Source organism: Pseudomonas sp. NFACC41-3 (genome assembly GCF_900109505.1).
In the GTDB taxonomy this organism is placed as follows: domain Bacteria; phylum Pseudomonadota; class Gammaproteobacteria; order Pseudomonadales; family Pseudomonadaceae; genus Aquipseudomonas; species Aquipseudomonas chlororaphis.
The window spans coordinates 1856852-1883111 of sequence record NZ_FOAE01000001.1 but is presented as its reverse complement, the minus strand read 5'-3'; the positions used below and the strand labels follow the sequence as shown (position 1 = coordinate 1883111).

Annotated in this window: 23 protein-coding genes; 7 read left to right on the top strand and 16 right to left on the bottom strand. The window is 65.6% G+C overall.

Translation table 11 applies throughout. The features are described from left to right. Positions 1-7 precede the first annotated feature (7 nt). On the bottom strand, positions 8-3136 hold the full coding sequence (locus BMY68_RS08430) for an efflux RND transporter permease subunit (RefSeq protein ID WP_085530665.1): 3129 nt from the start codon (positions 3134-3136) through the stop codon (positions 8-10). 12 nt (positions 3137-3148) lie between these two features. After that, positions 3149-4306: an efflux RND transporter periplasmic adaptor subunit gene (locus tag BMY68_RS08425; protein ID WP_009044167.1), complete on the bottom strand. Its 1158-nt coding sequence runs from the start codon at positions 4304-4306 to the stop codon at positions 3149-3151. 216 nt (positions 4307-4522) lie between these two features. On the opposite strand from BMY68_RS08425, the gene BMY68_RS08420 reads away from it, so the two are divergent. Together BMY68_RS08420 and BMY68_RS08415 are read left to right on the top strand one after the other, a co-directional pair. Continuing rightward, complete coding sequence (locus BMY68_RS08420) at positions 4523-5224, top strand: response regulator (RefSeq protein ID WP_009044166.1); 702 nt, start codon at positions 4523-4525, stop codon at positions 5222-5224. A 4-nt stretch (positions 5225-5228) separates the two neighbouring features. Then, positions 5229-6530: an ATP-binding protein gene (locus tag BMY68_RS08415; RefSeq protein WP_085530666.1), complete on the top strand. Its 1302-nt coding sequence runs from the start codon at positions 5229-5231 to the stop codon at positions 6528-6530. A gap of 64 nt (positions 6531-6594) precedes the next feature. Here BMY68_RS08415 and pncA read toward each other — a convergent pair whose 3' ends face one another. After that, a complete protein-coding gene (pncA, locus tag BMY68_RS08410) occupies positions 6595-7254 on the bottom strand; it encodes a bifunctional nicotinamidase/pyrazinamidase (RefSeq protein WP_085530667.1) in 660 nt (219 codons plus the stop codon). A 78-nt stretch (positions 7255-7332) separates the two neighbouring features. Next, positions 7333-7593 carry a hypothetical protein gene (locus tag BMY68_RS08405; RefSeq protein ID WP_085530668.1) on the bottom strand — a complete coding sequence of 87 codons (261 nt, stop codon included), beginning with the start codon at positions 7591-7593 and terminating at the stop codon, positions 7333-7335. Between the two features lie 145 nt (positions 7594-7738). On the opposite strand from BMY68_RS08405, the gene BMY68_RS08400 reads away from it, so the two are divergent. The 3 genes from BMY68_RS08400 (at position 7739) to nudC (ending at position 10284) form a co-directional block, all read left to right on the top strand. After that, entirely contained in the window at positions 7739-8521 is a 783-nt protein-coding gene (locus BMY68_RS08400; protein WP_085530669.1) for a class I SAM-dependent methyltransferase, read from the top strand. A gap of 113 nt (positions 8522-8634) precedes the next feature. Next, entirely contained in the window at positions 8635-9447 is an 813-nt protein-coding gene (locus tag BMY68_RS08395) for a crotonase/enoyl-CoA hydratase family protein (protein WP_009044161.1), read from the top strand. 6 nt (positions 9448-9453) lie between these two features. Further along, positions 9454-10284, top strand: a complete 831-nt coding sequence (gene nudC / locus BMY68_RS08390) for an NAD(+) diphosphatase (RefSeq protein WP_009044160.1) — start codon at positions 9454-9456, stop codon at positions 10282-10284. 85 nt (positions 10285-10369) lie between these two features. Here nudC and BMY68_RS08385 read toward each other — a convergent pair whose 3' ends face one another. Together BMY68_RS08385 and BMY68_RS08380 are read right to left on the bottom strand one after the other, a co-directional pair. Then, complete coding sequence (locus BMY68_RS08385; RefSeq protein ID WP_009044159.1) at positions 10370-11149, bottom strand: TSUP family transporter; 780 nt, start codon at positions 11147-11149, stop codon at positions 10370-10372. A gap of 181 nt (positions 11150-11330) precedes the next feature. Continuing rightward, complete coding sequence (locus BMY68_RS08380; protein WP_085530670.1) at positions 11331-12575, bottom strand: acyl-CoA dehydrogenase family protein; 1245 nt, start codon at positions 12573-12575, stop codon at positions 11331-11333. A 393-nt stretch (positions 12576-12968) separates the two neighbouring features. Here BMY68_RS08380 and sfnG point away from each other — a divergent pair, with 393 nt between their 5' ends. Then, complete coding sequence (sfnG, locus tag BMY68_RS08375) at positions 12969-14063, top strand: dimethylsulfone monooxygenase SfnG (RefSeq protein ID WP_062826051.1); 1095 nt, start codon at positions 12969-12971, stop codon at positions 14061-14063. Positions 14064-14158: 95 nt separating this feature from the next. Here sfnG and BMY68_RS08370 read toward each other — a convergent pair whose 3' ends face one another. Further along, complete coding sequence (locus tag BMY68_RS08370) at positions 14159-14638, bottom strand: nuclear transport factor 2 family protein (protein ID WP_007932923.1); 480 nt, start codon at positions 14636-14638, stop codon at positions 14159-14161. A gap of 54 nt (positions 14639-14692) precedes the next feature. Beyond that, positions 14693-15271: a TetR/AcrR family transcriptional regulator gene (locus BMY68_RS08365; RefSeq protein WP_009044156.1), complete on the bottom strand. Its 579-nt coding sequence runs from the start codon at positions 15269-15271 to the stop codon at positions 14693-14695. A 206-nt stretch (positions 15272-15477) separates the two neighbouring features. Between BMY68_RS08365 and pssA the strand changes: the two genes are divergently transcribed. Next, a complete protein-coding gene (gene pssA / locus BMY68_RS08360; RefSeq protein WP_007932925.1) occupies positions 15478-16821 on the top strand; it encodes a CDP-diacylglycerol--serine O-phosphatidyltransferase in 1344 nt (447 codons plus the stop codon). 362 nt (positions 16822-17183) lie between these two features. Here pssA and BMY68_RS08355 read toward each other — a convergent pair whose 3' ends face one another. The 8 genes from BMY68_RS08355 to BMY68_RS08320 all read right to left on the bottom strand — a co-directional run bounded on the left by BMY68_RS08355 (position 17184) and on the right by BMY68_RS08320 (position 26046). Continuing rightward, on the bottom strand, positions 17184-18383 hold the full coding sequence (locus BMY68_RS08355) for an MFS transporter (RefSeq protein ID WP_085530671.1): 1200 nt from the start codon (positions 18381-18383) through the stop codon (positions 17184-17186). A 260-nt stretch (positions 18384-18643) separates the two neighbouring features. Continuing rightward, positions 18644-19468, bottom strand: a complete 825-nt coding sequence (gene efeO / locus BMY68_RS08350; protein WP_085530672.1) for an iron uptake system protein EfeO — start codon at positions 19466-19468, stop codon at positions 18644-18646. A gap of 30 nt (positions 19469-19498) precedes the next feature. Then, positions 19499-20821, bottom strand: coding sequence for an iron uptake transporter deferrochelatase/peroxidase subunit (gene efeB / locus BMY68_RS08345; RefSeq protein ID WP_085530673.1), 1323 nt, complete (start codon positions 20819-20821; stop codon positions 19499-19501). Between the two features lie 18 nt (positions 20822-20839). Further along, positions 20840-22039, bottom strand: a complete 1200-nt coding sequence (gene efeO / locus BMY68_RS08340) for an iron uptake system protein EfeO (protein WP_085530674.1) — start codon at positions 22037-22039, stop codon at positions 20840-20842. Positions 22040-22048: 9 nt separating this feature from the next. Next, positions 22049-22891 (bottom strand): iron uptake transporter permease EfeU, encoded by an 843-nt coding sequence (gene efeU, locus BMY68_RS08335; RefSeq protein WP_009044150.1) that lies wholly within the window; start codon positions 22889-22891, stop codon positions 22049-22051. Positions 22892-23136: 245 nt separating this feature from the next. Next, the gene (locus tag BMY68_RS08330; RefSeq protein ID WP_009044149.1) at positions 23137-24042 is read right to left on the bottom strand and encodes an AraC family transcriptional regulator; all 906 of its coding nucleotides are present in this window, start codon (positions 24040-24042) and stop codon (positions 23137-23139) included. A gap of 222 nt (positions 24043-24264) precedes the next feature. Continuing rightward, positions 24265-25557, bottom strand: coding sequence for a glycosyltransferase (locus BMY68_RS08325; RefSeq protein ID WP_085530675.1), 1293 nt, complete (start codon positions 25555-25557; stop codon positions 24265-24267). Positions 25558-25686: 129 nt separating this feature from the next. Further along, positions 25687-26046, bottom strand: a complete 360-nt coding sequence (locus BMY68_RS08320) for a response regulator (RefSeq protein WP_085530676.1) — start codon at positions 26044-26046, stop codon at positions 25687-25689. Positions 26047-26260: the final 214 nt, after the last annotated feature.

Below are 26260 nucleotides of genomic sequence, written 5' to 3'. Positions count from 1 at the left end.
CGCATGACTATTCGGCCGCTCCTGGCGCCGTGACGCTCACCGCTTTTTTGCCGTTGCGCCTGACCAGCCTCATCACCACCACGAAGAACACCGGCACGAATACCACCGCCAGGGTCGCGGTGATCATGCCGCCGATCACCCCGGTGCCGATGGCCTGCTGGCTGGCCGAACTGGCGCCGCTGGCGATGGCCAGAGGCACCACGCCGAGGATGAAGGCCAGCGAGGTCATGACGATCGGCCGCAGGCGCAGGCGCGCGGCCTGCACCGTGGCGTCCACCAGGTCGTGGCCTTCGTCGTACAGGCTCTTGGCGAACTCGATGATCAGGATCGCGTTTTTCGCCGACAGGCCGATGATGGTGATCAGCCCGACCTTGAAGAACACGTCGTTGGGCATGCCGCGCAGGGTCACCGCCAGCACCGCGCCGAGCACGCCCAGGGGCACCACCAGCAGCACCGAGGTGGGAATCGACCAGCTCTCGTACAGCGCCGCCAGGCACAGGAACACGATCAGCAGCGACAGCCCGAGCAACAGCGGCGCCTGGCTGCCGGACAGGCGTTCCTGCAGCGACAGGCCGGTCCATTCCTGGCCCAGGCCGGTGGGCAGCTGGCTGACCAGGCGCTCGATTTCCGCCATGGCCTCGCCGGTGCTGTGGCCCGCGCTCGGCTCGCCGGAAATGCTGATGGCCGGGTAGCCGTTGTAGCGGGTCAACTGGGTCGGGCCCTGGGTCCAGCGCGCCTGGGCAAAGGCCGACAGCGGCACCATCTTGCCGAGGTTGTTGCGCACGTTGATCTTCAGCAGGTCTTCCACCTGGCTGCGTCGATCGCCCTCGGCCTGGACCACCACTCGCTGCATCCGCCCCTGGTTGGGGAAGTCGTTGATGTAGCTGGAGCCGACCGCGGTGGACAGCACATTGCCGATGTCGGCGAAGGACACGCCCAGGGCATTGGCCTGCTTGCGGTCGACTTCCAGGTGCACCTGCGGCGCCTCGGCCAGGGCGCTTTCGCGCACATTGGCGAGGATCGGGCTCTTTTCCGCGGCGGCCAGCAAGTCGGTGCGGGCCTGCATCAGCGCGGCATGGCCGAGGCCGCCGCGGTCCTGCAGGCGGAACTCGAAGCCGCTGGAGGTGCCCAGGCCGTCCACCGGCGGTGGCAGCACGGCGTAGGACACCGCGTCCTTGATTTCGCTGAAGGCGGCGTTGGCCCGATCGGCGATGGATTGCGCCGAGTCGTCGCTGCCGCGCTGCGCCCAGTCCTTGAGGGTGGTGAAGGTCAGCGCGGCGTTCTGCCCGCTGCCGGAGAAGCTGAAGCCGAGAATCACCGTGCTGTCGCCGACCCCCGGTTCGCTGGCGTTGTGCGCCTCGATCTGTTCCACCACCTGGATCGTGCGGTTCTTGCTCGCGCCCGGTGGCAGCTGGATGTCGGTGATGGTGTAGCCCTGGTCTTCCACCGGCAGGAACGAAGAGGGCAGGCGGCTGAACAGCAGCCCCAGGGCCACCAGCAGCACGCCGTACACCAGCAGGTAGCGACCGCAGCGTTTCAGCGCGTAGGCGACCCAGCGCTGGTAGCCGTCGCTGAGGTTTTCGAAGCGCCGGTTGAACCAGCCGAAGAAGCCGCCTTTTTCATGGTGCTCGCCCTTGGCGATCGGCTTGAGCAGGGTGGCGCACAGGGCCGGGGTCAGGGTCAGGGCGAGGAAGGCCGAGAACAGGATCGAGGTGGCCATCGACAGCGAGAACTGCTGGTAGATGACGCCCACCGAACCCGGCATGAAGGCCATCGGCAGGAACACCGCCACCAGCACCAGGGTGATACCGACGATGGCGCCGGTGATCTGCTGCATCGCCTTGCGCGTCGCCTCCCGGGGCGACAGGCCCTCGCTGGCCATGATCCGTTCGACGTTCTCCACCACCACAATGGCGTCGTCCACCAGGATGCCGATGGCCAGGACCATGCCGAACATGGTCAGCACGTTGATCGAGAAACCCAGCGCCAGCATGGTGGCGAAGGTGCCCATCAGTGCCACGGGCACCACCAGGGTCGGGATCAGGGTGTAACGGATGTTCTGCAGGAACAGGAACATCACCGCGAACACCAGCAACATGGCTTCGCCCAGGGTGTAGACCACCTTGGTGATCGAGACCTTGACGAAGGGCGAGGTGTCGTAGGGGATCTTGTATTCCACGCCGGCCGGGAAGTAGCGCGACAGCTCGTCCATCTTCGCCCGGATCAGGGTCGCGGTGCTCAGGGCGTTGGCCCCCGGCGACAGCTGCACGCCGACCGCGGTGGAAGGCTTGCCGTTGAGGCGGGTGGAGAACTGGTATTCCTGGCTGCCGACTTCCACCCGGGCGACGTCGCCGATGCGCACGGTGGAGCCGTCCGGATTGGCCCGCAGGACAATGTCGGCGAACTCTTGCGGGGTCGACAACTGGCCCTTGACCAATACCGTGGCGGTGATTTCCTGGCTCGAGTGGCTCGGCAGGTCGCCGATGCTGCCGGCCGAGACCTGGGCGTTCTGCGCGACGATCGCCGCGTTGACGTCGGCCGGGGTCAGGTTGAAGCCGATCAGCTTCTGCGGGTCGATCCATACCCGCATGGCGCGCTCGGCGCCGTACAGCTGGGCCTTGCCGACCCCGTCCAGGCGGCGGATCTCGTTCATCACGTTGCGCGCCAGGTAATCGCTGAGCGCGGTGTCGTCGAGCTTGCCGTCGCTGGAGGTGAGGGTGATCAGCAGCAGGAAGCCGGCCGAGACCTTTTCCACCTGCAGGCCCTGCTGGGTCACCGCTTGCGGCAGGCGCGGCTCCACTACCTTGAGGCGGTTCTGCACGTCGACCTGGGCCATTTCCGGGTTGGTGCCCGGTTGGAAGGTGGCGGTGATGGTGGCGCTGCCCAGGCTGCTCTGGGACGAGAAGTACAGCAGGTGGTCGGCGCCGTTGAGCTCTTCCTCGATCAGGCTGACCACGCTTTCGTCCACGGTCTGCGCCGAGGCGCCCGGGTACACGGCGTAGATCTCGATGCTCGGCGGGGCGACGTTGGGGTACTGCGCCACCGGCAACTGCGGGATGGAGAGGGCGCCGGCCAGCAGGATAAACAGGGCGACCACCCAGGCGAACACCGGACGGTCGATAAAGAATTGCGGCATGAGGGTTCCTACCTACTGTCCAGTGGTCTGGGCAAGGGGAAGAGGGCTGTCGTCGATCTGCACCTTTTCGCCCGGACGGGCGTGCTGCAGGCCCTCGACGACGATACGGTCGCCGGCCTTGAGGCCTTCGCTGACGATCCAGCGGTCCTGTTGCACGGCGCCCAGTTGCACCGGACGCTGCACCACCCGCTGCTCGGCATCCACCAGCAGCACCTGGGCGATGCCGGCGCTGTCGCGCTGGATGGCCCGCTGCGGCACGCTGATGCCCTGGCGGTTCACCGCCTGCTCCAGGCGCACGCGAATGAAGCTGCCGGGCAGCAGGTCGAGGTCCGGGTTGGGGAACTCGCTGCGCAGGATGATCTGGCCGGTGCTCGGGTCGACGCTGAGGTCGGCGAACAGCAGCTTGCCCGGCAGCGGGTAGAGGCTGCCGTCGTCCTGGATCAGCGTGGCCTTGGCCTGGTCCTGGCCGACCTGCTGCAACTGGCCGGCGCGGAAGGCGCGGCGCAGGTCGTTGAGCTCGCGGGTCGACTGGGTGAGGTCGGCGTGGATCGGGTCCAACTGCTGGATCAGCGCCAGCGGCGTGGTCTCGTTCTGGCCCACCAGCGCGCCTTCGGTGACCAGGGCGCGGCCGACGCGCCCGGAAATCGGCGCGGTGACGGTGGCGTAGCCGAGGTTCAGCCGGGCGCGCTGCACGGCTGCCTGGTTGGCGGCTACGTCGGCGGCGGTCTGGCGCGCATTGGCCCGGGCGTTGTCGTATTCCTGGGCGCTGATGGCCTGGTCTTCGATCAACTGGGCGTAGCGCTGCTCCTGCAAGCGAGCCTGGAAGGCGTTGGCCTCGGCCTTGCGCAGGCTGGCCAGGGCGCTGTCGAGGTCGGCCTTGAACGGCGCCGGATCGATGCGAAACAGCACGTCGCCCTGCTTGACGTCGGTGCCTTCGCGGAAGGTCCGTTGCAGCACCACCCCGGCCACCCGTGCACGCACCTCGGCGATACGCGGCGCGGCGATGCGCCCGCTCAGTTCGCTGCTGATCGACAACGGGCGAGTCTCGACGGTTTCGATCCGGACCTTGGCCAACGGCGCCTGCTCTTCGGCGGTGGAGGCCCGGTCGCAAGCGCTCAGCGCGGCTGCCAGCAACAACAGGCAGAACGGCGCAAACAGGTTTTTCGACATGCTGATACCCCAATGATGACTGCGGCATGCTAAGGGCATGCCGCCAGGACCGCTGTGAAGCTGTGTAGGTGCTGTGTGAAAAAGTGTGAAACGAATGCTCGGGCGCGTGCGAGGTTGTATATCCTTTGTGCCTCGCTGATCGGGCGACGGCTTCCCAGGGAACACTCTAAGGAACGTTGTCGCTGTGTTTTTATTCACTCAAAGACTTCAATCCCCATGCCCAACATCCTTCTGGTCGAAGACGACTCCGCGCTCTCCGAACTGATCGCCAGTTACCTGGAGCGCAACGGCTATCAGGTCAATGTCATCAGCCGCGGCGACCAGGTGCGCGAACGGGCGCGGGTCAATCCGCCGGACCTGGTGATTCTCGACCTGATGCTGCCCGGCCTGGACGGCCTGCAGGTCTGCCGCCTGCTGCGGGCCGATTCGGCGTCGCTGCCGATCCTGATGCTGACCGCCCGTGATGATAGCCATGATCAGGTGCTGGGTCTGGAAATGGGCGCCGACGATTATGTGACAAAGCCTTGCGAGCCGCGCGTACTGTTGGCGCGAGTGCGCACCCTGTTGCGCCGCAGCAGTCTCGGCGAGCCGCAGACCGCCAGCGACCGGATCCTCATGGGCAACCTGTGCATCGACCTGTCGGAGCGTACCGTGAGCTGGCGCGACCAGCTGGTGGAGCTGTCCAGCGGCGAATACAACCTGCTGGTGGTGCTGGCCCGCCATGCCGGCGAGGTGCTGAGCCGCGACCAGATTCTGCAACGCTTGCGGGGCATCGAGTTCAACGGCACCGACCGCTCGGTGGACGTGGCGATCTCCAAGCTGCGGCGCAAGTTCGACGACCACGCCGGCGAGGCGCGCAAGATCAAGACCGTGTGGGGCAAGGGTTACCTGTTCAGCCGTTCCGAATGGGAATGCTGAATCGATGCTGAGAATCCTGATTCGCCTGTACCTGGTGACCATCGTCTCGTTCAGCGCGGCGATCTACCTGGTACCGGAGCTGGTGGTGAAGGTCTTCCACGAGCGTTTTGTCACTTACAACCTGGATTACTCCCGGGGCCTGCAGACCCTGATCGTCAAACAGTTTCGCGGCCTGCCCTCAGAGCAGTGGCCGGCCCTGGCCGCGGAAATGGACCAGGAGTTCCAGCCGCTGCACATCGTCCTGACCCGCAACGACGATGCCGATTTCACCCTGTACGAGCGCGAACGCCTGCAACGCGGCGAGAACGTGGTGCGGGTCGGCGACTGGGGCTGGCGCACCCTCGCGGTGGCGCCGCTGGACGAACAGATGGCGGTGCAGATGGTGGTGCCGCCGGACCCGATCGACGTCAGCCTGCTGTACTGGAGCATCAACGTGCTGATCGGCGCGACCATGCTCGCCTGCCTGTTGCTCTGGCTGCGGCCGCACTGGCGTGACCTGGAGCGTCTGAAGCACGCCGCCGAGCGCTTCGGCAAGGGCCATTTGAGCGAGCGCACGCAGATCCCCTCGAGCTCCAATATCGGCAGCCTGGCCAATGTCTTCGACACCATGGCCGGCGACATCGAGAACCTGCTGAACCAGCAACGCGACCTGCTCAATGCGGTGTCCCACGAGCTGCGCACACCCTTGACCCGGCTCGACTTCGGCCTGGCGCTGGCGCTCTCCGACGACCTGCCGGCGACCAGTCGCGAGCGCCTGCAAGGGCTGGTGGCGCATATTCGCGAGCTGGACGAACTGGTGCTCGAGCTGCTGTCCTACAGCCGCTTGCAGAACCCGGCGCAGTTGCCGGAACAGGTGGAGGTGTCGCTGGACGAGTTTATCGACAGCATCCTCGGCAGCGTCGACGACGAACTGGAATCCCCGGACATCGTCATCGATGTGCTGCTGCACGGCAGCCTGGAACGCTTCAGCCTCGACCCGCGGCTGACCGCCCGGGCGATCCAGAACCTGCTGCGCAATGCCACGCGCTATTGCGAAAAGCGTATCCAGGTGGGGGTGCACGTCAGCGAGCGCGGCTGTGAAATCTGGGTCGACGACGATGGCATCGGCATTCCCGACGACGAGCGCGAGCGGGTGTTCGAACCCTTCTACCGCCTGGACCGCAGCCGCGATCGCGCCACCGGTGGCTTCGGCCTCGGCCTGGCCATCAGCCGCCGGGCCCTGGAAGCCCAGGGCGGGACCCTGACCGTCGAAGCCTCGCCGCTGGGCGGTGCGCGTTTCCGCCTGTGGCTGCCGACACCGGTCTGAGCCTTGCCGGGCACCTCCGGCGACGGGGAATGCCCGGCAAACCGGCGTTAGGGAAGGTGTTGCATCAGCACAAGGCGGTCGGCTGCAGTTCGCTGGCCTTGATCAGGTTCACCCCCGCCGCGCGCATCTGGCGGGTGGCCTTGTCCAGCGAGCCGTCCATGTCGATGGCCCGGCAGGCATCGACTATCACGAAGGTATTGAACCCCGCCGCCCGCGCGTCCAGCGCCGACCAGGCCACGCAATAGTCCAGGGCCAGCCCCACCAGATACACCGTGTCGATGCCGCGCTGGCTCAGGTAGCCGGCCAGGCCGGTCGTGGTGCTGCGGTCCGCCTCGACGAAGGCCGAGTAACTGTCGATATCCGGATTGCAGCCCTTGCGCAGGATCAACTGGGCGTGGGGCAGGTTGAGCTTGGGGTGCAGCTCGGCGCCACGGCTGGCCTGCACGCAATGGTCCGGCCAGAGCACCTGCGGACCATCGGGCAATTGGATGATGTCGTTCGGCGCGTGGCCGTCGTGGCTGGAGGCGAACGAGATATGCCCGGCCGGGTGCCAGTCCTGGGCGATCACCACCTGCTTGAAGTGGCCGCCCAGGCGATTGATCAAGGGCACGATCTGCTCGCCTCCGGGCACGGCCAGCGCGCCACCGGGGATGAAGTCGTTCTGTACGTCGATCACCAGCAGCGCCTTGCGTGAGCGACGGCTGGCGGTTTTGGCAGTAGGCATGTGCAAGCTCCCTGGGTTGAGCAATGAATCCATTCTCCCAGAGCATAGCGTGCCGGTTCCATGGCGCCGTTCCATCGGTCAGGGCGTGGGAATCGACTGACCTCGGGTCTTGCCGCCAGCGGCGATGGCTTCTTCGTAGCGGTCATGGGGGAGCAGGCCACTGGCCTGGTCGGTACGGGCGGCGTCCGGTAGCCGGGTGGTGCGCTGGCTGACGCAGCGCTGGTTCTTGCTGTCCCAGACCTGGCCGTCCGGGCAGTTGGCGGCGACCGCCAGCAAGGTCGTCAGCAGGCCGCCGGCGAGCAGCAGCGGGGCGCCGAAGACGAGGGCAGGGATGTTCATCGCGCGGTCTCCATGGGGATAGCGGTCCCCCCATTAAAGGTCCATCGCCCTGGCCGCGCAGCCCAGACTGACAGATTTTTCATGCCGTCAGTCGCCTGGGCGGGGCTATGCTGGGCAACACTGGGCAATGATCTGGAGCCGACCGATGAAAGACCCGCAACCTGCGATCCATCACGCTGCCGCCGACGGCTACAAGGGCGCGGCCGACACCTACGTGCGGGGCCGCCCGGACTACCCGCCGGCGCTGGATCAGTGGCTGCGCACCTGCCTGGGCTTGCAGGCCGGCCAGGTGGCGGTCGATCTCGGCGCCGGCACCGGCAAGTTCACCGGGCGCCTGCTGGCCACCGGGGCACGGGTGATCGCCGTGGAGCCGGTGGCGCAGATGCGCGCCAGGCTCGCCGCCCGCTATCCCCAGGCCGAAGCCCTGGGCGGCACCGCCACTTCTATTGCGCTGGCCGACGAATCGGTGGACGCCGTGGTCTGCGCCCAGGCCTTTCACTGGTTCGCCAGCCATGAGGCGTTGAGCGAAATCGCCCGGGTGCTCAAGCCGGGCGGCCGCCTGGGCCTGGTGTGGAACCTGCGCGATGCGCGGGTGCCGTGGGTGCAGCGCCTGGACCGGATCGTCAACACCCTGCAAGGTGACACCCCGCGCTATTACACCGGGGCCTGGCGCCAGGCCTTTCCCCATCCGAGTTTCACGCCTTTGCAGGAGCAGCACTTTCGCAACAGCCACAGCGGCGCGCCGCAGAACGTGATTTTCGATCGGGTGCGCTCCACCAGCTTTATTGCGGCCTTGCCGGATGCGCAGAGGGCGGAGGTCGACCGGCAGATCGCCGCCTTGATCGCCGAAGAACCGGAGCTGCGGGATAAATGCGTGGTCAGCGTGCCTTACGAAACCGCGGCGTTCTGGGCCCACAAAATCCCCTGATTGCTTTTGCAGGAGAGAGCAGTCCCGGTTTTGGCCGATGCGCTGCCTTACTGCACGGCATGGGCCCTTGCTATAGTTCGGGCCTCATTTTTTCTCCGCTAAGGATTGCTGCCATGTCCGAATATCAAGCCTTTCGCGTCGAACTTGCTGACAACATCGCCCATGTGCAGATCAACCGGCCGGAAAAGATCAACTCGATGAACGCCGCGTTCTGGAGCGAGATCATCGAGATCTTCCGCTGGATCGACGACACCGACGCGGTCCGCGTGGTGGTGCTGAGCGGCGCCGGCAAGCACTTTTCCTCGGGCATCGACCTGATGATGCTGGCCGGCGTGGCCAACGAACTGGGCAAGGACGTCGGGCGCAACGCGCGCCTGCTGCGGCGCAAGATCCTGCAGTTGCAGGCGTCCTTCAATGCCGTCGACAACTGCCGCAAGCCGGTGCTGGCGGCGATTCAGGGCTACTGCCTGGGCGGCGCCATCGACCTGATCGCCGCCTGCGACATGCGCTACGCCGCCGCGGACGCGCAATTCTCGATCAAGGAAATCGATATCGGCATGGCCGCCGATGTCGGCACGTTGCAACGTTTGCCGCGTATCATCGGTGACGGCATGCTGCGCGAACTGGCTTACACTGGGCGCACCTTCGGCGCCGAGGAGGCGCGCAGCATCGGCCTGGTCAATCGCACCTACGCCGACAGCGAAAGCCTGCTCGACGGCGTGATGAGCATTGCCTGGGAAATCGCCAGCAAGTCGCCGATCGCCGTCAGCGGTACCAAGGAAATGATCGGCTACATGCGCGACCATCGTATCGACGACGGCCTGGAATACATCGCTACCTGGAACGCCGCCATGCTGCAATCCACCGACCTGCGCGTGGCCATGGCCGCCCATATGAGCAAACAGAAACCTGAATTTCTGGACTGATTGAACATGACTTCACGCTGGACCACCGCAGTACTGGATATCGACCTTCCCGGCGGCTGGGCCGTGGCCCGCGGCCCGCAGGGCTTTCTGTTCGACGACAACGGCGCGCTGTTCCCCCGCGAATGGCTCAAGCGCCAGGACCTGCCGATCCTCGCCGAGCACGGCATCGGCCATCTGGATGGCGAGCCGGTCTACCTGCTGGAGCTCAAGAGCGTTTCCGAGGTGCCGGGCTGCAACTGGAAAGGCCTGCGGGCGTTCATGCTCGACGGCGATCACACCCTGTACAAGGTCCTGGGCTATGCCGCGCAGATCGGCACCTGGGCCCGCGAGCACCGCTTCTGCGGCAACTGCGGCCAGCCCATGACCCAGGTGATGCGCGAGCGGGCGATGTACTGCGAGCCCTGCGACCTGCGCAGCTACCCGCGGATTTCGCCGAGCATGATCGTGCTGATCACTCGCGGCGACGAGGTGTTGCTGGCGCGCTCGCCGCGTTTCGTCCCCGGGGTCTACAGCACCCTGGCCGGGTTCGCCGAACCGGGCGAATCGGCCGAGGATTGCCTGGTGCGCGAGGTGCGCGAAGAGGTGCAGATCGAGGTCAAGAATATCCAGTACATCGGCAGCCAGTGCTGGCCGTTCCCGCATTCGATGATGCTGGGTTTCCATGCCGAGTACGCCGGCGGCGAGATCGTGCCGCAAGAAGACGAGATCGAGGATGCGCAGTGGTTCAACGTGCATGCGTTGCCGCCGCTGCCGGCGTCACGCTCGATTGCCCGTTACCTGATCGATCTGTATGTGGCGCGGCGCCTGGGCTTGGCGGAGCCTGTATTGCCGAGTTGAGCCCCGGCTGGAAGCAAGCTGGAAGAAGCTGGAAACAAACAGCGCGGGCGAATCCATTGGGTTCGCCCGCTGTCGTTTCAGTGGGTCAAACGGCGCTGAACCAGTGCTGCCAGGCCAGGCGCACGGTCAGGCCCAGGACCACGGTGATGAACACCGGGCGAATGAATTTCGCGCCGCCGCTGATCGCGGTACGGGCGCCGAAGAAGGCGCCGACCATCAGCGACAGGCCCATGCTCAGGCCGATGGCCCAATCCACCTGGCCGGAGAAAATGAAGATCGACAGCGCTGCCGCGTTGCTGACGAAGTTCATGCTGCGCGCCACGCCGCTGGCCTTGACCAGGTCGATGGGGTAGAGCAGCAGGCTGCTGACGGTCCAGAAGGCGCCCGTGCCGGGGCCGGCCACGCCGTCGTAGAAACCGAGGCTGAAGCCCTGGGTCGATTGCCACTTTTTCTTGATCGGCGCTTCACTGTCCAGCGGCGCTTTCGGCGTGCCGCCGAACAGCAGGTACACGCCGCAGGCGAAGACGATCACCGGCAGCATCTTGTTCAGCCACTCGGCCGGCAGGTAATGGGCCACCACCGCACCGGTCAACGCGCCCACCAGGGTGCCGACGATGGCGTGGGTCCATTGCCGCGGGTGGAACAGCTTGCGCCGGTAGAAGGTGAAGCTGGCGGTGGCCGAGCCGAAGGTCGAACTCAGCTTGTTGGTGCCCAGCACCAGGTGCGGCGGCAGGCCGGCGGTGAGCAGCGCCGGGGTGGTGAGCAGGCCGCCGCCGCCGGCAATGGCATCGATAAAGCCGGCAATGAAGGCGACGAGGGCCAGAATGGCGAGGGTGGTCAAATCTACGCTGAGTTCGAAAGGCATGGGATCGACTTATTTCGGCGGGGCGCAGAAGAGCTGCGCGAAAGGTCGCTATCTTACCCGTAAGCTCGGATGCCTGCGACCGTGCCAGAGCCTTATCGCGAGCAAGCTCGCGCCTACAGAATGGCCTGACTCCTGTAGGAGCGAACTTGCTCGCGAAAGATCCCTCAGTCTTCCCAGCCCCTCAGGCCTGTTTGCGCTCCGGCCCGCTGCCGATCTGCCACACGAACGGCGGTTCGCTGCCATTGATCAGCCAATCGCCGACGATGCGCGCCTTGTAGATCACCGGGTTGTGCGACGACAGGGTACGGGCGTTGCGCCAGTGGCGGTCGAGGGCCTTGCCCTGGCGGATATCCGAAGCGCCCAGGGCATTGAACAGTTCGCTGGTGGCGCGCTGGATCAGCTCGCTGACCACCACCTGGGCCGTGGCCGACTGGATTTCCGCCGCGACATTGGCTGCCCGCTCCGCCTCGTCGTTCCCGGCAAAACGTGCCAGGTAGGCCTGCTGCGCCGGTTCCGCCGCGCGCACCGCGCTGGCCTCGGCGGCATACACCAGGGCCGAGATTTCTCCGACCACCTGCTGCACCTGGGCGTCCTCGCTGACCCGGGGCGCGTTGCCGTGGCTGTAGATGCGCTTGCGCGCGCGCACCTCGTGGACTACATCGCGCACCGCGGCGCGGCCGACGCCCGCCAGTGTCGCCAGCAGCACCAACTGGTAGAAGGCAGTCTGGTATTTGAAACGGGTGGCGAAGTCGATAAGGTTCTCGGCCTCCACTTCGGCATCGACAAAGCGCGAGGTGCCGCTGCCCGTGGTGCGCTGGCCGAAGCCGTCCCAGTCGTCGCTCTGCACGATGCCCGGTTGGCGGGTGCGCACCGCGGCGATCACGTCGCCACCGGTGTCGCTGCGCCGGGCGTAGACATCGATCCAGTCGGAGAAAATGCTCCCGGTGCTGTAGAACTTCTCGCCGTTGAGCCGCCACTTGTCGCCGGCTGGCGAGACCTGGGTGATCACCTCGCCAATGGCCACGCTACCGATCTCGGTCCAGGCGCAGCCGACGATGTCGCCCTCGACGAAACGCTTGAACCACAGGTCCCGTGCCGGCCCCGGGGCAGCGTTGAGGCGGTCCTCGGCAAAGGCGAAATGCCCGCGCAAGGCTTGCGGCACGTTGGAGTCGGCCTCGGCCAGTTCGATCAGCAGCTGGAACAACTGCGGCAGGGAGGCGCCGCCGCCGCCGTATTCCACCGGCACCCGCACCGCGCCAAAACTGGCTTCCTTGAGCCACCCGATCGCCTCGTACGGCAGGCTGCGCGATTGCTCGCGCTCCACCGCGCCGGCGGCGATCCGCTTGAAGATCGGGCGGAAGCGCCCGGCCAGGGCTTCGTAGTCGACGCCTACGGACAATGGATTGATTACCTGGTGTTCGGTCATGGGCAAAGCTCCTTCTCGGCAATAAATTGGCTCGGCAGTGAAAACGTGGTTTCTGCGGACGGGATTGCACGGTCCGTGCCGGGAGGCGGGTGGCCGTAATCAGCGGGCCGGGCGCAGGGTGGCTGGTCGGCAACTGTTGCCCAGCCAACAGCGCATCAACAAATCGACCTGTTCACGCAGGGTTCGACGGTCTACCTGTAGCCGCTGCCGCAGGCTGCGATCGGCTGCGCAGCAGAGCTGCCGTTGCCGACGCAGGAAGGCCCTTCGGGCCTTTGCGCAGCCTGCGGCAGCGGCTACAGGGGGCGCGCGGCCCCGGAGTTTTCCGGCTGGCACGGTTGCTGCTCTGTTCCCCGGACACTGTTATTCGAACACTTCAGTCGCGAGGACAAGCCAATGAGTCAGCAAGCCGTCAAATTTGCCTACTGGGTACCGAACGTCAGCGGCGGGCTGGTGGTCAGCAAGATCGAGCAGCGCACCCACTGGGGCATCGACTACAACCGCAAGCTGGCGCAGCTGGCCGAAGCCGCCGGTTTCGAGTACGCCCTGACCCAGATCCGTTTCACCGCCGGTTACGGCGCCGAGTTCCAACATGAGTCCGTGGCGTTCAGCCATGCGCTGCTGGCCGCCACCGACAAGCTCAAGGTGATCGCCGCGATCCTGCCCGGCCCCTGGCAGCCGGCGCTGGCGGCCAAGCAACTGGCGACCATCGACCAGCTGACTAATGGCCGGATCGCGGTGAACATCGTCAGCGGTTGGTTCAAGGGCGAATTCCAGGCCATCGGCGAACACTGGCTGGAGCACGACGAGCGTTATCGGCGTTCCGAAGAGTTCATCCGTTCCCTCAAGGGCATCTGGAGCCAGGACAACTTCACTTTTCGTGGCGACTTCTATCGCTTCGACAACTACAGCCTCAAGCCCAAGCCGCTGGGTCAGCCGGAAGTGTTCCAGGGCGGCAGTTCCCGCGCCGCGCGGGACATGGCGGCACGCGTCTCCGACTGGTATTTCACCAACGGCAACACGCCGGAAGGCATCAAGGCCCAGGTCGACGACATCCGTGCCAAGGCCGCGGCGAACAAGCATTCGGTGAAGGTCGGGGTCAATGCCTTCGTGATTGCCCGCGACACCGAGGAGGAAGCACGCGCGGTGCTGGCCGAGATCATCGACCAGGCCGATCCGGAAGCGGTGAACGCCTTTGGCGACGCGGCGAAACAGGCGGGCAAGGCCTCGCCGGAAGGCGAGGGCAACTGGGCCAAGTCCACTTTCGAGGACCTGGTGCAGTACAACGACGGGTTCAAGACCAACCTGATCGGCACGCCGCAGCAGATCGCCGAGCGCATCGTCGCCTTGAAGGCGGTGGGTGTGGACCTGGTGCTGGCGGGGTTCCTGCATTTCCAGGAAGAGGTGGAGTACTTCGGCAAGCGTGTGTTGCCACTGGTGCGCGAGCTGGAAGCCAAGGCGGCGCTGAAGCGCGAGGATGCCGCGGCTTGAGAGGGATAATTGCAGGAGCGCAGCGTGCTCGCGATAGCGGTCTGTCGGACAGACCGCAGTGCCGGCATCGCGAGCAAGCTCGCTCCTACAAGGGGTTACAGGCCCAGGTCGGATAGCCCCGGATGGTCATCCGGGCGCCGGCCCAGCGGCCAGTGGAACTTGCGCTCGCTTTCCTTGATCGGCATGTCGTTGATGCAGGCGTAGCGGTTGGACATCAGGCCGTGCTCGTCGAATTCCCAGTTCTCGTTGCCGTAGGAACGGAACCAGTTGCCCGAGTCGTCGTGCCATTCGTAGGCATAACGCACGGCGATGCGGTTGTCGGTAAAGGCCCAGAGTTCCTTGATCAGGCGATAGTCCAGCTCCTTGGCCCATTTGCGGGTCAAAAAGCCCTTGGCTTCTTCGCGGTTGTGGGCGAACTCGGCGCGGTTACGCCATTGGGTGTCCAGGGTGTAGGCCAGGGACACCCGCTGCGGGTCGCGGGAGTTCCAACCGTCTTCGGCCAGGCGGACCTTTTCAATGGCCGATTCGCGGGTGAAAGGGGGAAGTGGCGGACGAACTTCAGCGTTAGATGACATTTAAAGTCTCCAATGAAAGTTGAGGTTCAGCAGTGTCGAACTTGTTTTAAACGATTACAGGTCCAATAACTTTCGCGCCATGCATTGCGCATTATCGGCGGCACTGCGATCACCCATCACAAGTGCAACGGTAATGGCGCCGTCAATCAGGATCAGCAGCTGTCTGGCTTGCTCCTGCGGATCTTCGGTGCCGGGTTTTTCCGAGGCGTGTTCCTTGCAGAGCTCGAACACGTAGTCGAACAGTTTCTGTTTGTGCGCCCTGGCCACCACCCGTACCGGGTCCTGCGGGTCGCCGGTCTCGCCGCTGGTATTGATGAAGGCGCAGCCGCGAAAGTCCTCCGAGGCAAACCAGCCGCCCAGTACCGTGAACAGGTTGAGCAGGCGCGCGGCCGCGGTCGGGGCCTTGTCCACTTCGCTGCGAAACCAGTGCATCCAGCGCAGGTCGCGGCGTTGCAGGGCGGCCACCACCAGCTCGTCCTTGGTGGTGAAGTAGCGGTAGATGCTCTTTCTGGAGACGCCGGCGGTTTTCACCAGAAGATCCATGCCCGTGGCGGCGATGCCACTTTTATAGATCAACTTTTCGGTGACATCCAGAATGATGTCGCGTGTGTCGTTGCTAGTGATTTCGTTCATGTGGCGTACAGTAGAACGATTGTTCTCCTTGGTCAATAAGTTATTTTAGATAGATGGATTCATTGTCGCGGCCCATCCCGTCACCCGCGCTTGCGCGGCAGGCGCGAGAGGGCAGGCGACAAATCTTCACAGCGCCCCGCAAGACCCGAACCGGCACCTTGGTGTAAGCTCTTGCGCTCTTTTGGATTCGACCTTCTGCGAGCCCTATGCCGTCGCTTTTCAAACGTTCCCTGCTGCCCAAATTGCGCAGCTTCCCGCTGGCTGCCGATGACCTGTCCATCCTCAATGGCGCCGCCGAATTCCGCCGTTGCCTGCTGGAGAAGATCGCCCAGGCCACCCGGCGCATCTATATCGTCGCGCTGTACCTGCAACAGGACGAGGCCGGCCAGGAAATTCTCGATGCCTTGCACGCCGCCAAGGCCGCGCGCCCGGAGCTGGACGTGGTGGTCGTGGTCGACTGGCTGCGCGCCCAGCGCGGGCTGATCGGCGCCGGCAAGCAGCCGGGCAACTCGGCCTGGTACCAGGAAATGACCCGCACCCACGAAAGCGTAGTGCCGGTGTACGGCGTGCCGGTGCAGACCCGCGAGCTGTTCGGCGTGCTGCACCTGAAAGGGTTCGTGATCGACGATTGCGTGATCTACAGCGGCGCCAGCCTGAACAACGTGTACCTGCACAAGTTCGACAAATACCGCTTCGACCGCTACCACCTGCTGCACAACCGCGAGCTGGCCGACTCCATGCAGCACCTGGTCCAGCATGGCCTGGTGGCGTCGCGGGCGGTGCATCGCCTGGACCTGCCGAACCTGCCGACCACCCGCAGCCTGCGCAACGACATCGGCGACCTGCGCAGCCGCCTCAAGCACGCGGCCTACGACACCAGTGCCGGCGGGGTGCTCAAGGACCAGTTGTCGGTCAGCCCGCTGCTCGGGGTGGGCAAGAACAACCCGCTGAGCCGGGTCATCTGCGAACTGATCGCCAGCGCCCAGCAACAACTGACCATCTGCACGCCGTACTTCAACCTGCCGCTGGCGGTGACCCGGGAAATCAACCGCGCCCTGGCGCGCGGGGTGAAGATCGACATCATCGTCGGCGACAAGACCGCCAACGACTTCTACATTCCGCCGAGCGAGCCGTTCAAGGTCATCGCCGCGCTGCCGTACCTCTACGAGATCAGCCTGCGGCGCTTCGCCAAGCGGCATCAGAAGGCCATCGACAGCGGTCGCCTGAACCTGCACCTGTGGCGCGACGGCGACAACACCTACCACCTCAAGGGCATGTGGGTGGACCAGCGCTACACCTTGCTTACCGGCAACAACCTCAACCCGCGGGCCTTCCGCCTCGACCTGGAAAACGCCTTGCTGCTCGACGACCCCAAGGGCGAGTTGCTGGAACCGCGGCGCCAGGAGCTGGAAACGATCTTCCGCCACACCCGGCGCATCGAGCACTTCCAGCGCCTGGAAACCCTGGTGGACTACCCGGCAGCCGTCGGCAAGTTCCTACGCCGGGTCAGCCGGGTGCGTATCGAGCGGTTGCTCTACCGCATCCTCTGAGGTCCACGGCGAACGATCCACGATGGGTTCGTTCTTGCTGGCCCTGAAGGCCCTTTGGGGCTTTTCGCAGCCTGCGGCAGTGGCTACACGAAGCCAGGCACAGATTCTGTAGCCGCTGCCGAGCTCGCGAGGCTGCGACAAGGCCCGCAGGGCCTTCATCGGTCTTGAGATCGCTGCGCCCCTTCGGGACGTACGCAGCCTGCGGCAGTGGCTACACGAAGCCAGGCACAGATTCTGTAGCCGCTGCCGAGCTCGCGAGGCTGCGACAAGGCCCGCAGGGCCTTCATCGGTCTTGAGATCGCTGCGCCCCTTCGGGACGTACGCAGCCTTCGGCAGCGGCTACAGGGGTATCGGCGGCCGGATCAGTTGGGGCTTTTCGCCGCTGGCCAGACCGCCACCAACAGCAGCAACAGCGTGGCAATCAGGTAGGGCAGGCGCGGTTCGAGGGCGTAGATCAGCGAGCCGGCCAGGGGGCCGATGACCACGCCGAACCCCTGGGCCGCGCCGATGGAGCCGGCGGTGGCGCCTTGTTCGGAGGCGTCCACGGCGTTGGCCGCCAGGGCGGAGAAGGACGGGAAGATCGCGCCCATGCCCGCCGCCGAGACAAAGAACCCCAGCCACAGTCCCCAGGCGCTCTCCACCAGCATGCAGCCGGCAAAACCGCTGGCGGCCAGCAGCGCGCCGGCGCGGATCATCCGCAGCGGCGGCCATTCGAGTTTGCGCACCACCAGTTGCGAGCAGATCAGCGCCACGCCGACCATGGCCAGGGCGATGCCGGCGGCCTGGGCGGCGTCGGCGCTGTCCAGGCCCAGACGGTCGAGGGCGTAGAAGCTCACGGTGATCTGCGCGATGGACACACAGAGCATGGCGACGAAGGCCACCGCCATCGGCCGGCGCAGCCGTGGGTCGCTCAGGCGTACCGAGCGCGGAGCCTGCTTGAGGTGCAGTTCCTGGCGCGGCAGCTTGTACAGCAGCACCAGGAACGCCGCCAGCGGCAGCACGGCCATGGCGTACAGCGGCAGGCTCAGGCTGACCCGGGCCAGCAGCGCGGCCACGGCCGGCCCCAGCACCAGGCCGACGGCGTTGGCGGCGCCCAGGGTGGCCATGGCGCGGGCCCGATGCTCGGGTTCGACGTTGTCGGCGATCAGGGCAAAGCCGCCCACCGGGATGGCCGCGTAGAACACCCCGATCAGGCCGCGCCCGAGCATCAGGCCGATAAAGGCCAGCCACATGCCCGGCAACAGGTGCAGAGAAACATCGATGAACAGGCACAGCGCCCAGTAGGCGAGGGTGAAGCCGGCCGTGCCGAGCAGCAGCACCCGACGGCGCCCGAAGCGGTCGCTGGCCTGGCCCCAGGGGCGCGCCAGGAGCATCCAGATCACCCCGGAGACGGTTACCGCCGCGCCGGCCTGCCAGGTGGCCAGGCCGAGCACGCGCACGATCGGGCCGATCAACGAGACGAAGGCCATCATCGACATGGTGCAGGCCATGTAGGCGAGCATCAGCGGCAGCAGTTTGAACGGCGCGGCGGTCTGCGGCGGTTGGGCCGTGGCAGTTGGCATACAAAATCTTCCATGAAAGTCAGGAGTGCGCGGGACGTTATCGCTAAAACGCGCCGCCGCCCAGGGTTATCGGCGCAGGTGAGGGTAGATCAGCAGCCTGGGTGATGCGGCGAGTCATCGGCACGCCGGCCGGACGCTTGTCTGTAGGAGCGAAGCTTGCTCGCGATAGCCGCGCAGCGGCGGTCGTCAAATTTCACCGCGTTGTCCTGGCGGGTTTATCGCGGGCAAGCTTCGCTCCTACGCAAGATCGGGCCCGGAGATCAGTCCAGCCCCAGCTTGCCGCGCAGGGTCGAGAGGTCTTCGGCCAGGGTATTGACCGGGCCCACCAGCGCCTTGCGGTCGTTGTCCTTGACCTTGTCGTAGGTCTCGAAGCCGCCGTCGGCGGTTTTGTACTTGGCGAGGATCTTGTTCACCGTGGCGAAGTTCTTGTCGACCTTGGCGACGAAGGCCGGGTCCTGCTGCTCGATCTGCGCACGGAACAGGTCGACGATTTTCTTCGCCCCGTCGATGTTGCCCTGGAAGTCGTAGAGGTCGGTGTGGCTGTAGCGGTCTTCCTCGCCGGAGACCTTGGTCGCGGCCACTTCCTCGAGCAGGGCGGCGGCGCCACCGACGACTTTTTCCGGCGGGAAGGTCAGGCCGGCGACGCGGGCCTGCAGGTCCTTGACGTCCTTGTTCAGGCGGTCGGCCAGGGCGTCCAGGCCCTGGGTGGAGTTCTGCGCGAACAAGGAATACTCGATGCGGTGGAAGCCGGTGAAGTCCTCGGCCTCGACGCCTTTTTCGTGGTCGTCGACCCGCGAGTCGATGGCCGCGTCGAGGTCGCTGAACAGTTCGGCGATCGGCTCGATCGACTCGTAGTACACCCGGGTCGGTGCGTAGAGTTTTTTAGCCGTAGCCAAATCACCTTTCTTTACCGCGTCGGTAAAGGCCTGGGTGTGGCTGGCCAGCTCGTCGAGCTGCTCGGTGACGTAGATCTTGTAGTCGGAAATCGGCCCCACCAGCTCCAGCGGCGAGGTGGCGGCAACCGCCGACAGCGGAACATGCAGCAGGCCAAGGGTCAGCAACACAGCGAGGGGCGACTTTTTCATGGGGCGTTTCCGTAGGAGTGTGGGTGATGGTCAGGCGCTGGTTTTCGCTTGGGTGGCCTCGAGCAGCCCGCGGCCGAGGAAGTCCTGCTCGCCGCTGACGCCGGGCAGGCTGAAGAAATAACCGCCGCCCACCGGCTTGAGGTATTCCTCCAGGGGCTCGCCGTTAAGGCGGGTCTGCACCGCGATGAAGCCTTGCTCCAGGTCGGCCTGGTAGCAGATGAACAGCAGGCCCATATCCAGCTGGCCGTTCTTGTTCACGCCGTTGGAGTAGTTGAACGGCCGGCGCAGGATCAGGTTGCGCTGGGTTTCGGCGGTGCGCGGGTTGGCCAGGCGGATGTGGGCGTCGAGCTTGGTCAGCTGGCCGTGCGGGTCCTTGCGGTAGTCCGGCACCTGGTGTTCCTGCTGGCCGTCCATGGGCGCGCCCGAGGCCTTGACCCGGCCGATGATGCTTTGCTGTTCCTGCAAGGGTGTGCGGTCCCAGCGTTCGACGAAGTTGCGGATGATGCGCACCGCCTGATAGCTGCCGTGAGCGGCCCAGGCCGGTTCGTCGCTGCCGGGCTGGACCCAGACGATCCGCTCCATGGCCTTGCGGTCGTTGGAGTCGGGGTTGGCCGAGCCGTCGCGAAAACCCAGGAAGTTGCGCGCGCTCTGCGCCGGCTCGCCAGGACGCGCCGGGGCCTGGGGCGGCACGCTGCCTTCCTGCTTCCAGCGCACCAGCAGCAGGTCCGGGAGGTTTTTCACGATGTCGCGCAGGGCGTGGATATTGGTGTCGGCGGTGTTGGCGCAGAACTGCAGGCTCAGGTCGCCGTGGCAGCAGTCGGGTTCCAGTGCATCGTTGGGGAAGCCGACCATGCGTATCAGGCGCTTGGGCTTGGCCGCGGCCAGGCCGAAGCGCTCGTCGAACAGCGAGGCGCCGACCGAGACGGTGATGGTCAGGTTGTCCGGGGTCACCACCGGGCCGAGGATGCCCGAGTCCAGTGGCGGCAGTTTCGGGTCGACCTGGGGTACCGGGCCGCCGGTCATCAGGAAGCGGATGCGCTGGTCGAGGGTGCGCAGCAGCCGCTCCAGGTCCTCGCGGTCGCTGGCCAGCACGTCGAACGCCACCAGCATGCCGGCCGCCGGGCGCGGGGTGACGATGCCGCTTTGATGCTGGCCATGGAAGTCGTGGCGGTCCTGGGTCTGGTCGCTGCTCGGTGCTTGCGTGACCTGGGCGGCGGCTTTCCCGCCCTGGGCTGCTAGCGCCGGGCAGCTCAGGCTGCTGCCGGCCAGAGCCACACCGGCGGCGCCCATGCCCAGCAGCACGCGACGGCGTTGGACGGAGAAATCTGGATTGGAAGCGTCTGAATCGTTCATCGGGCGGAGGTCTTCTGCTTACAGGCCGGAGAGGCCAAGGGCGGGATCGATTCCATCGAGTGCATCGGCCAGAACCTTGGCCTGGTCGGCGATCCGCTTGCGCTGATCGGCGCCGACACTGTCGTAGGAGGCGTAGCCCTCGGTGCTGCGCAAAGCGCTGTACTGGCTGTCGAGGGCGCCGAGGGCGCTGTCGATCTGCGCCAGCAACGGGGCGGAGGGCTTGGCCAGCAAGGGGCGCAGCAGGTCGACGACCTTGCGCGTGGTCTCCAGGTTGGCGGCAAAGCCGTTGAGGTCGCTGTGGCTGTAGCGTTCTTCCTCGCCGCTGCCGGCGCGCACCTCGGCGATGCTGCGTTGGCTGCGCGCGATCAGGCTGACCAGTTGCTCCGGTGGCAGCGACTGGGCCAGCAGTTGTTGCTTGAGGCTGGCGACATCGCTGAGCAGGCGCTGGGCGATCGGCGCCAGGCCGCTCAGGTCACGTTGCTGGAACAGCGCGTATTCGAGGCGGTGGAAGCCGACGAAGGCGGGGTCCTGCTCGCGTTTTTCGAAGTAGTCGGCGCGGGCGTTGATGCGGTTGTCCAGCTCGCCCAGGCGCTGGGCGGCCGGGGCGATGCGCTGGTAGGCCGCGCGCGCCGGCGGGTACAAGGCCTGGGCCTGGGCCAGGTCGCCGGCCTGGATGGCGTGCTCCAGCTCGCTCACGGCCTTGATCAGGGCACTGCTTTGGCGGCTCAAGTAGACCCGGAACTCCGACAGCGGGCCGATAAAGGCGACCATCGATGGCCGGGCCTTGGCCTGGGCGTCGGACTCGGCGGTCGGGGTCACATGCAGGGTGCCGCGCGGGTTGCTCAGCAGGCCGCAGGTGATGGCGTAGTCGCCGGGCTGCAGCCTGGCGTTGATCACCTGGCTCAGGCCCGGCGCGATGTTTTCCCGCTCTTCGACCACCAGCACGCCGTCGAGGATTTCCCACTCCACGGCGCGGTCCGAGCGGTTGACGATACGAAAACTCGCTGGTCCGGCCGGCATGCTCAGGGCGTTCGGCTCGCAGCTATGGGGGTGGATGGTCACGGTGATTTCGTCCTTATGCGCCTGGCGCTTGCTGGCGGCCAGCTGCGAGGCGTAATAGAACAGCCCGCCGGCGGCGATCATCACCATCACGGAGCCCGCGAGCGCCCAGCGCAGGGCGCTGGGTGTCGGGGACTGTGGGGAGGCTTGCTGGGTCATGGAAAGGCCTTACTGGCTGGAAACGGAAGACGATGGGCTGGCGGCGGGTGCCGCGCCGGGCAGGAAGAACAGCACCAGGGTCACCAGCAGGTAGATCAGATAGGCGCCCAGGGTGCTGACGGTCGGCGCGTCCTGGTAACCGAACATGCCGGCCAGCACCGAGCCCAGCGGGCCGTCCATCGGCAGGCTGGCGCTGAAGTCGAACAGCACGCCCTGCAGGTGGTTCCAGACCCCGGCTTCATGCAGGGCCTGCACCGAGTTGGCGAGGATGCCGGCGGCCACCACCAGGATGAACAGGCCGGTCCAGCGGAAGAACGCGCTGAGGTTCAGGCGCATGCTGCCGCTGTAGATCAGCCAGCCGACGACGATCGCCAGGACCAGGCCGAGCAGGGCGCCGATGGGCGCGGCCGGGCCCTGGCTCTGCTGGAACACCGCGAGGAGGAAGAACACCGTTTCCAGGCCTTCGCGGGCCACGGCGAAGAACACCATGGCGATCAGCGCCGTGACCTGGTGCCGGGAACCGGTCAGCGCCTGGTCCAGCGAGGCTTGCAGGGAATGCTTGAGCGAACGCGCGACCTTGCGCATCCAGAACACCATGGAGCTGAGGATGCCCACGGCCACCAGGCCGACGATGCCTTCGAAGAGTTCCTGCTGCTTTTGCGGAAACTCGGCGCTCATCAGCTCCAGGCCACCGCCCACCAGCAGGGCCAGGGCCGCGGCGAGAAACACGCCGATCCACACGGCCGGCATCCACTGGCCGCGTCCGGTCTGTTGCAGGTAACTGGCGATGATGCCAACGATGAGCGCGGCTTCGATCCCTTCGCGCAGCATGATCAGAAATGGAACGAGCATTCAGCACCGGCGGGGAGATAGATAGGGAGCTAAGTTGTAACATAATGATACGTATTCACAAATGGCTATGATTGCCATTTGCTGAACGCCAGCTGAACAGGGCGCATTTGCCAGGTCGGCCTCTGGTCTTTGGGGGGGGAGGTTTTTTGCAGGAGCGAGCTTGCTCGCGATAGCGCCAGATCAGATGTCCGCGGTGCTAACCGGATTGATCGCGAGCAAGCTCGCTCTTATAGGGCGCGGGGAGGTCAGGCGAGGTTTTGTTCGGTCAGGCGCTGCACGGCCAGGCGCCGGTAGTGGGAAGGGGTCATGCCTTTGAGCTGCTGGAAGCGCCGGTTGAAGTTGGAAATGTTGTTGAAGCCGGACTCGAAGCACACGTCGGTCACCGGCTTGTCGCCGTCGGCCAGCAGTTCGCAGGATTTGCTGATGCGCAGGCGGTTGACGAACTCGACGAAACAGCGGCCGGTGGCCTGCTTGAACACCCGGGAGAAGTAGGTGGGTTTCATGCCCAGGTAGTCGGCGACTTCCTCCAGCGGCAGTTCGCGGGCGTAGTGGGCGAAGATGTAGTCCACCGCGCGGTTGGTGCGGTCGACGTTGTGCTCGTCCGCCAGTTGCACATTGGTGGCGCCGGACAGCAACTGGTAATCGTCACAGGTGGCCAGCAGTTCCAGCAGGATGAAGAAGTGCCCGAGGCGGGTGATGCCGCTGGAGTCGGCGATGCGCTGCATCAGGTCCATGGCCTGGGCGATGGTGCGCTTGCAGCGAAACTCGATGCCGTACTGCGCGCGCTCCAGCAGCGGCGTCAGGCTCTTGAGTTCGGCGAACACTTGATAGCCGCTTTCGAACAGTTCGTCGGTGAAGTTCACCAGCATGTCGCGCTTGGCCACCACTTCGTCCTCGGCGACCTGGCTGATCCAGTTGTGGGGCAGGTTGGGGCCGGTGAGGAACAGCGATTCGGGGTAGAAGTTGCCGATGTAGTCACCGATGAACACCTTGCCGGAGCTGGCGACGATCAGGTGCAGCTCGTACTCCTTGTGGAAATGCCAGCGCACCAGGGGGCAGGGGAAGCCATGCTGGCGATAGATGATCGACAGGCCGTTGTGGTCGTCCATCAATTCGTAGGAAGGGTCGGTGACTCTCGCTGATCGGCTCATGGCGCTGCGCTTTTTATCGTTGTTGCGCCCGATCATGCCTCCTTCAACCCCTCAGCACCAGTGCCGGCCGTTACACCTGTAGCCGCTGGCGCAGCCTGCGATAAGGTCCGCAGGACCTTCCGGGCCCTCAAGAGCGGCGCCCCCTTCGGGGTCGATCGCAGCCTGCGGCAGCGGCTACAGGGGCGGGTGTCGCCTGGACATCCGGGGATCGGCGGGCGTGCCTCAAACCAGGCGGTTTTTCGCCTCGATCCACTGCGCCATGTACTGGGTGCTCTTGTGGTGATGGTGACGCAGCATGCCGCCGGTGAAGTTGTCGCGGCGCAGCTGCGCCAGGTTCGCCCGGCAGTGCTGCAGGCGCTCGACCAGGGCCGGGCCGTGGACCTGCTGCCGATAGCGCGCAAGCAACAGTTGGCGCCCCTGTTCCTGGGCCGCGCTCCACAGCGCCTGGTCCTGGTACAGGCGCACCGCCGCCGCGGCGATGGCGCTGGCCGACTCGGCCACTGCTCCCGGCCAGGGCGCGTCGCCGTGCATGGCTTCGGCGCCGACCGGGGTGGTGACGCTCGGCGTGCCACAGAGCATGGCGTCCAGCAGCTTGCCCTTGATGCCCGCGCCGAAGCGCAGTGGCGCCAGGCAGATTCGCGCGGCGGACATGACTTCTAATGCATCCTCGGCCCAGTTCATCACCTGGAAACCCTGGGCCGGGTTGTGCAGGGCCGCGGCCTTGGGCGGGGTGTAGGCGCCATAGATATGCAACTGTGCGCCCGGCAGCTGCTGGCGGATCAGCGGCCACACGGCGTTCTTCATCCACAGCACCGCGTCCCAGTTCGGCGCGTGGCGGAAGTTGCCGATGCTCAGGAAGTGCGCCCGTTCGGCGAAGGGCATATAGCTGTGCGGCATTTGCTCGGGCATCAGCGGGCACCAGTGCAGCAAGGCCGGCGGCAAACCGAATTGCCTGACCAGCAGCTCGATCTCGAACTCGGAGATCATCAGGCTCAGGTCGCAGCGGTACAGCGCGGCGATTTCGCGCCGGGCCTGGTCGGTGTCGGCCATGGCGGCGAACTCCTGCGCGGCGGCGGGGGCGAACAGGGCGCTGAAGTCATCGTTGTCGTCGCTGTCCTTGAGGCGCTCCTTGAGGCGCTGATGGCGGGCGTGGCGCAGGCTCTGCAGGTCGGAGGTCTCGAGCACGCGCAGCGCGCCGGGGCACTGTTGCTCGACGCGCCAGCCGAACTGTTCCTCCATCATGAACTGGTCGAACAGCACGATATCCGGCGCCAGTTCGGCGATAAAGCGGTCGAAGCTGCTATTGTTCAGTTCGATCGGGCATTCACGGATGCCCAGGGCGCTCAGGTCTTCCTTGTGCTCGCCGGGGTTGGCCGGGCTGCTGAAGGTGATGTCCCAGCCTTGCCCGAGCAAGACCTGGAGGATCTGCATCAGGTGCCCGCTGGCCGCCGATGAGCGGGGTTCGGGCCAGACGTAACCAATGACCAGGACTTTGGTGGCGGCGGTCGGACTCATGAGTGGGTATTCCTGAAAAGCGCGGGGGTGTCTGCGGGGGGCGCCATTAAACCACAGCAGGGCGCTGGCGCGGCCGCCCCGGCGCCCATGGTCGAGGCGCTCGGCGGTTCGGCGCGGGTTACCGAGGGTTCAGCCGAGGATGGCGCGGACCTTGTCGCGCAACTGGTCGATGGAGAAGGGCTTGCCGATCACCGCCATGCCGGCGGGCACCTCGATGTTTTCCGCGTAGCCGCTGGCGAACAGCACCGGCAACTCCGGGCGCAAGGCGCGGGCGCTGGCCGCCAGTTCCTTGCCGTCCATACCGGGCAGGCCGACGTCGGTCATCATCAGGTCGATCCGCAGCGCGCTGTCCCGCAACAGGGCCAGGGCCTCTTCGCTGCCCGCGGCTTCCAGTACCTTGAATTCCAGCTCTTCCAGCACATCGACAATCAGCATGCGGACGATGGCATCGTCTTCGACGACCAGGATGGTGGAATCGGTGGGGGACATGGCAAGGCTCTCGAAAAAATGGAAAAAAAGGACGGCAGCGGAAAAAAGTGCTTGTCTCTTGCATCAGTAAATAACGCGCAATGACAAGTTCCCGAACCTGTACAAAAAAGTAATCCTGTACAAGCTGTGCCAGAATAACCTGTCTGATCGAGGGCGGGCAGTGCAGGATGAAAAATTGCCACCGAGCTTGTCGCAAGCATAGATACGCTGCCCT

Coding starts and splice junctions, on each gene's coding strand:
- BMY68_RS08355 (WP_085530671.1), bottom strand. CDS start 18,383: ATGCCAACTGCCACGGCCCAACCGCCGCAGACCGCCGCGCCGTTCAAA.
- pncA (WP_085530667.1), bottom strand. CDS start 7,254: ATGCCTACTGCCAAAACCGCCAGCCGTCGCTCACGCAAGGCGCTGCTG.
- BMY68_RS08415 (WP_085530666.1), top strand. CDS start 5,229: ATGCTGAGAATCCTGATTCGCCTGTACCTGGTGACCATCGTCTCGTTC.
- BMY68_RS08325 (WP_085530675.1), bottom strand. CDS start 25,557: ATGAGTCCGACCGCCGCCACCAAAGTCCTGGTCATTGGTTACGTCTGG.
- pssA (WP_007932925.1), top strand. CDS start 15,478: ATGCCGTCGCTTTTCAAACGTTCCCTGCTGCCCAAATTGCGCAGCTTC.
- BMY68_RS08385 (WP_009044159.1), bottom strand. CDS start 11,149: ATGCCTTTCGAACTCAGCGTAGATTTGACCACCCTCGCCATTCTGGCC.
- BMY68_RS08380 (WP_085530670.1), bottom strand. CDS start 12,575: ATGACCGAACACCAGGTAATCAATCCATTGTCCGTAGGCGTCGACTAC.
- sfnG (WP_062826051.1), top strand. CDS start 12,969: ATGAGTCAGCAAGCCGTCAAATTTGCCTACTGGGTACCGAACGTCAGC.
- efeO (WP_085530672.1), bottom strand. CDS start 19,468: ATGAAAAAGTCGCCCCTCGCTGTGTTGCTGACCCTTGGCCTGCTGCAT.
- efeO (WP_085530674.1), bottom strand. CDS start 22,039: ATGACCCAGCAAGCCTCCCCACAGTCCCCGACACCCAGCGCCCTGCGC.
- efeB (WP_085530673.1), bottom strand. CDS start 20,821: ATGAACGATTCAGACGCTTCCAATCCAGATTTCTCCGTCCAACGCCGT.
- nudC (WP_009044160.1), top strand. CDS start 9,454: ATGACTTCACGCTGGACCACCGCAGTACTGGATATCGACCTTCCCGGC.
- BMY68_RS08420 (WP_009044166.1), top strand. CDS start 4,523: ATGCCCAACATCCTTCTGGTCGAAGACGACTCCGCGCTCTCCGAACTG.
- BMY68_RS08330 (WP_009044149.1), bottom strand. CDS start 24,042: ATGAGCCGATCAGCGAGAGTCACCGACCCTTCCTACGAATTGATGGAC.
- BMY68_RS08405 (WP_085530668.1), bottom strand. CDS start 7,593: ATGAACATCCCTGCCCTCGTCTTCGGCGCCCCGCTGCTGCTCGCCGGC.
- BMY68_RS08395 (WP_009044161.1), top strand. CDS start 8,635: ATGTCCGAATATCAAGCCTTTCGCGTCGAACTTGCTGACAACATCGCC.
- BMY68_RS08430 (WP_085530665.1), bottom strand. CDS start 3,136: ATGCCGCAATTCTTTATCGACCGTCCGGTGTTCGCCTGGGTGGTCGCC.
- BMY68_RS08400 (WP_085530669.1), top strand. CDS start 7,739: ATGAAAGACCCGCAACCTGCGATCCATCACGCTGCCGCCGACGGCTAC.
- BMY68_RS08320 (WP_085530676.1), bottom strand. CDS start 26,046: ATGTCCCCCACCGATTCCACCATCCTGGTCGTCGAAGACGATGCCATC.
- efeU (WP_009044150.1), bottom strand. CDS start 22,891: ATGCTCGTTCCATTTCTGATCATGCTGCGCGAAGGGATCGAAGCCGCG.
- BMY68_RS08365 (WP_009044156.1), bottom strand. CDS start 15,271: ATGAACGAAATCACTAGCAACGACACACGCGACATCATTCTGGATGTC.
- BMY68_RS08370 (WP_007932923.1), bottom strand. CDS start 14,638: ATGTCATCTAACGCTGAAGTTCGTCCGCCACTTCCCCCTTTCACCCGC.
- BMY68_RS08425 (WP_009044167.1), bottom strand. CDS start 4,306: ATGTCGAAAAACCTGTTTGCGCCGTTCTGCCTGTTGTTGCTGGCAGCC.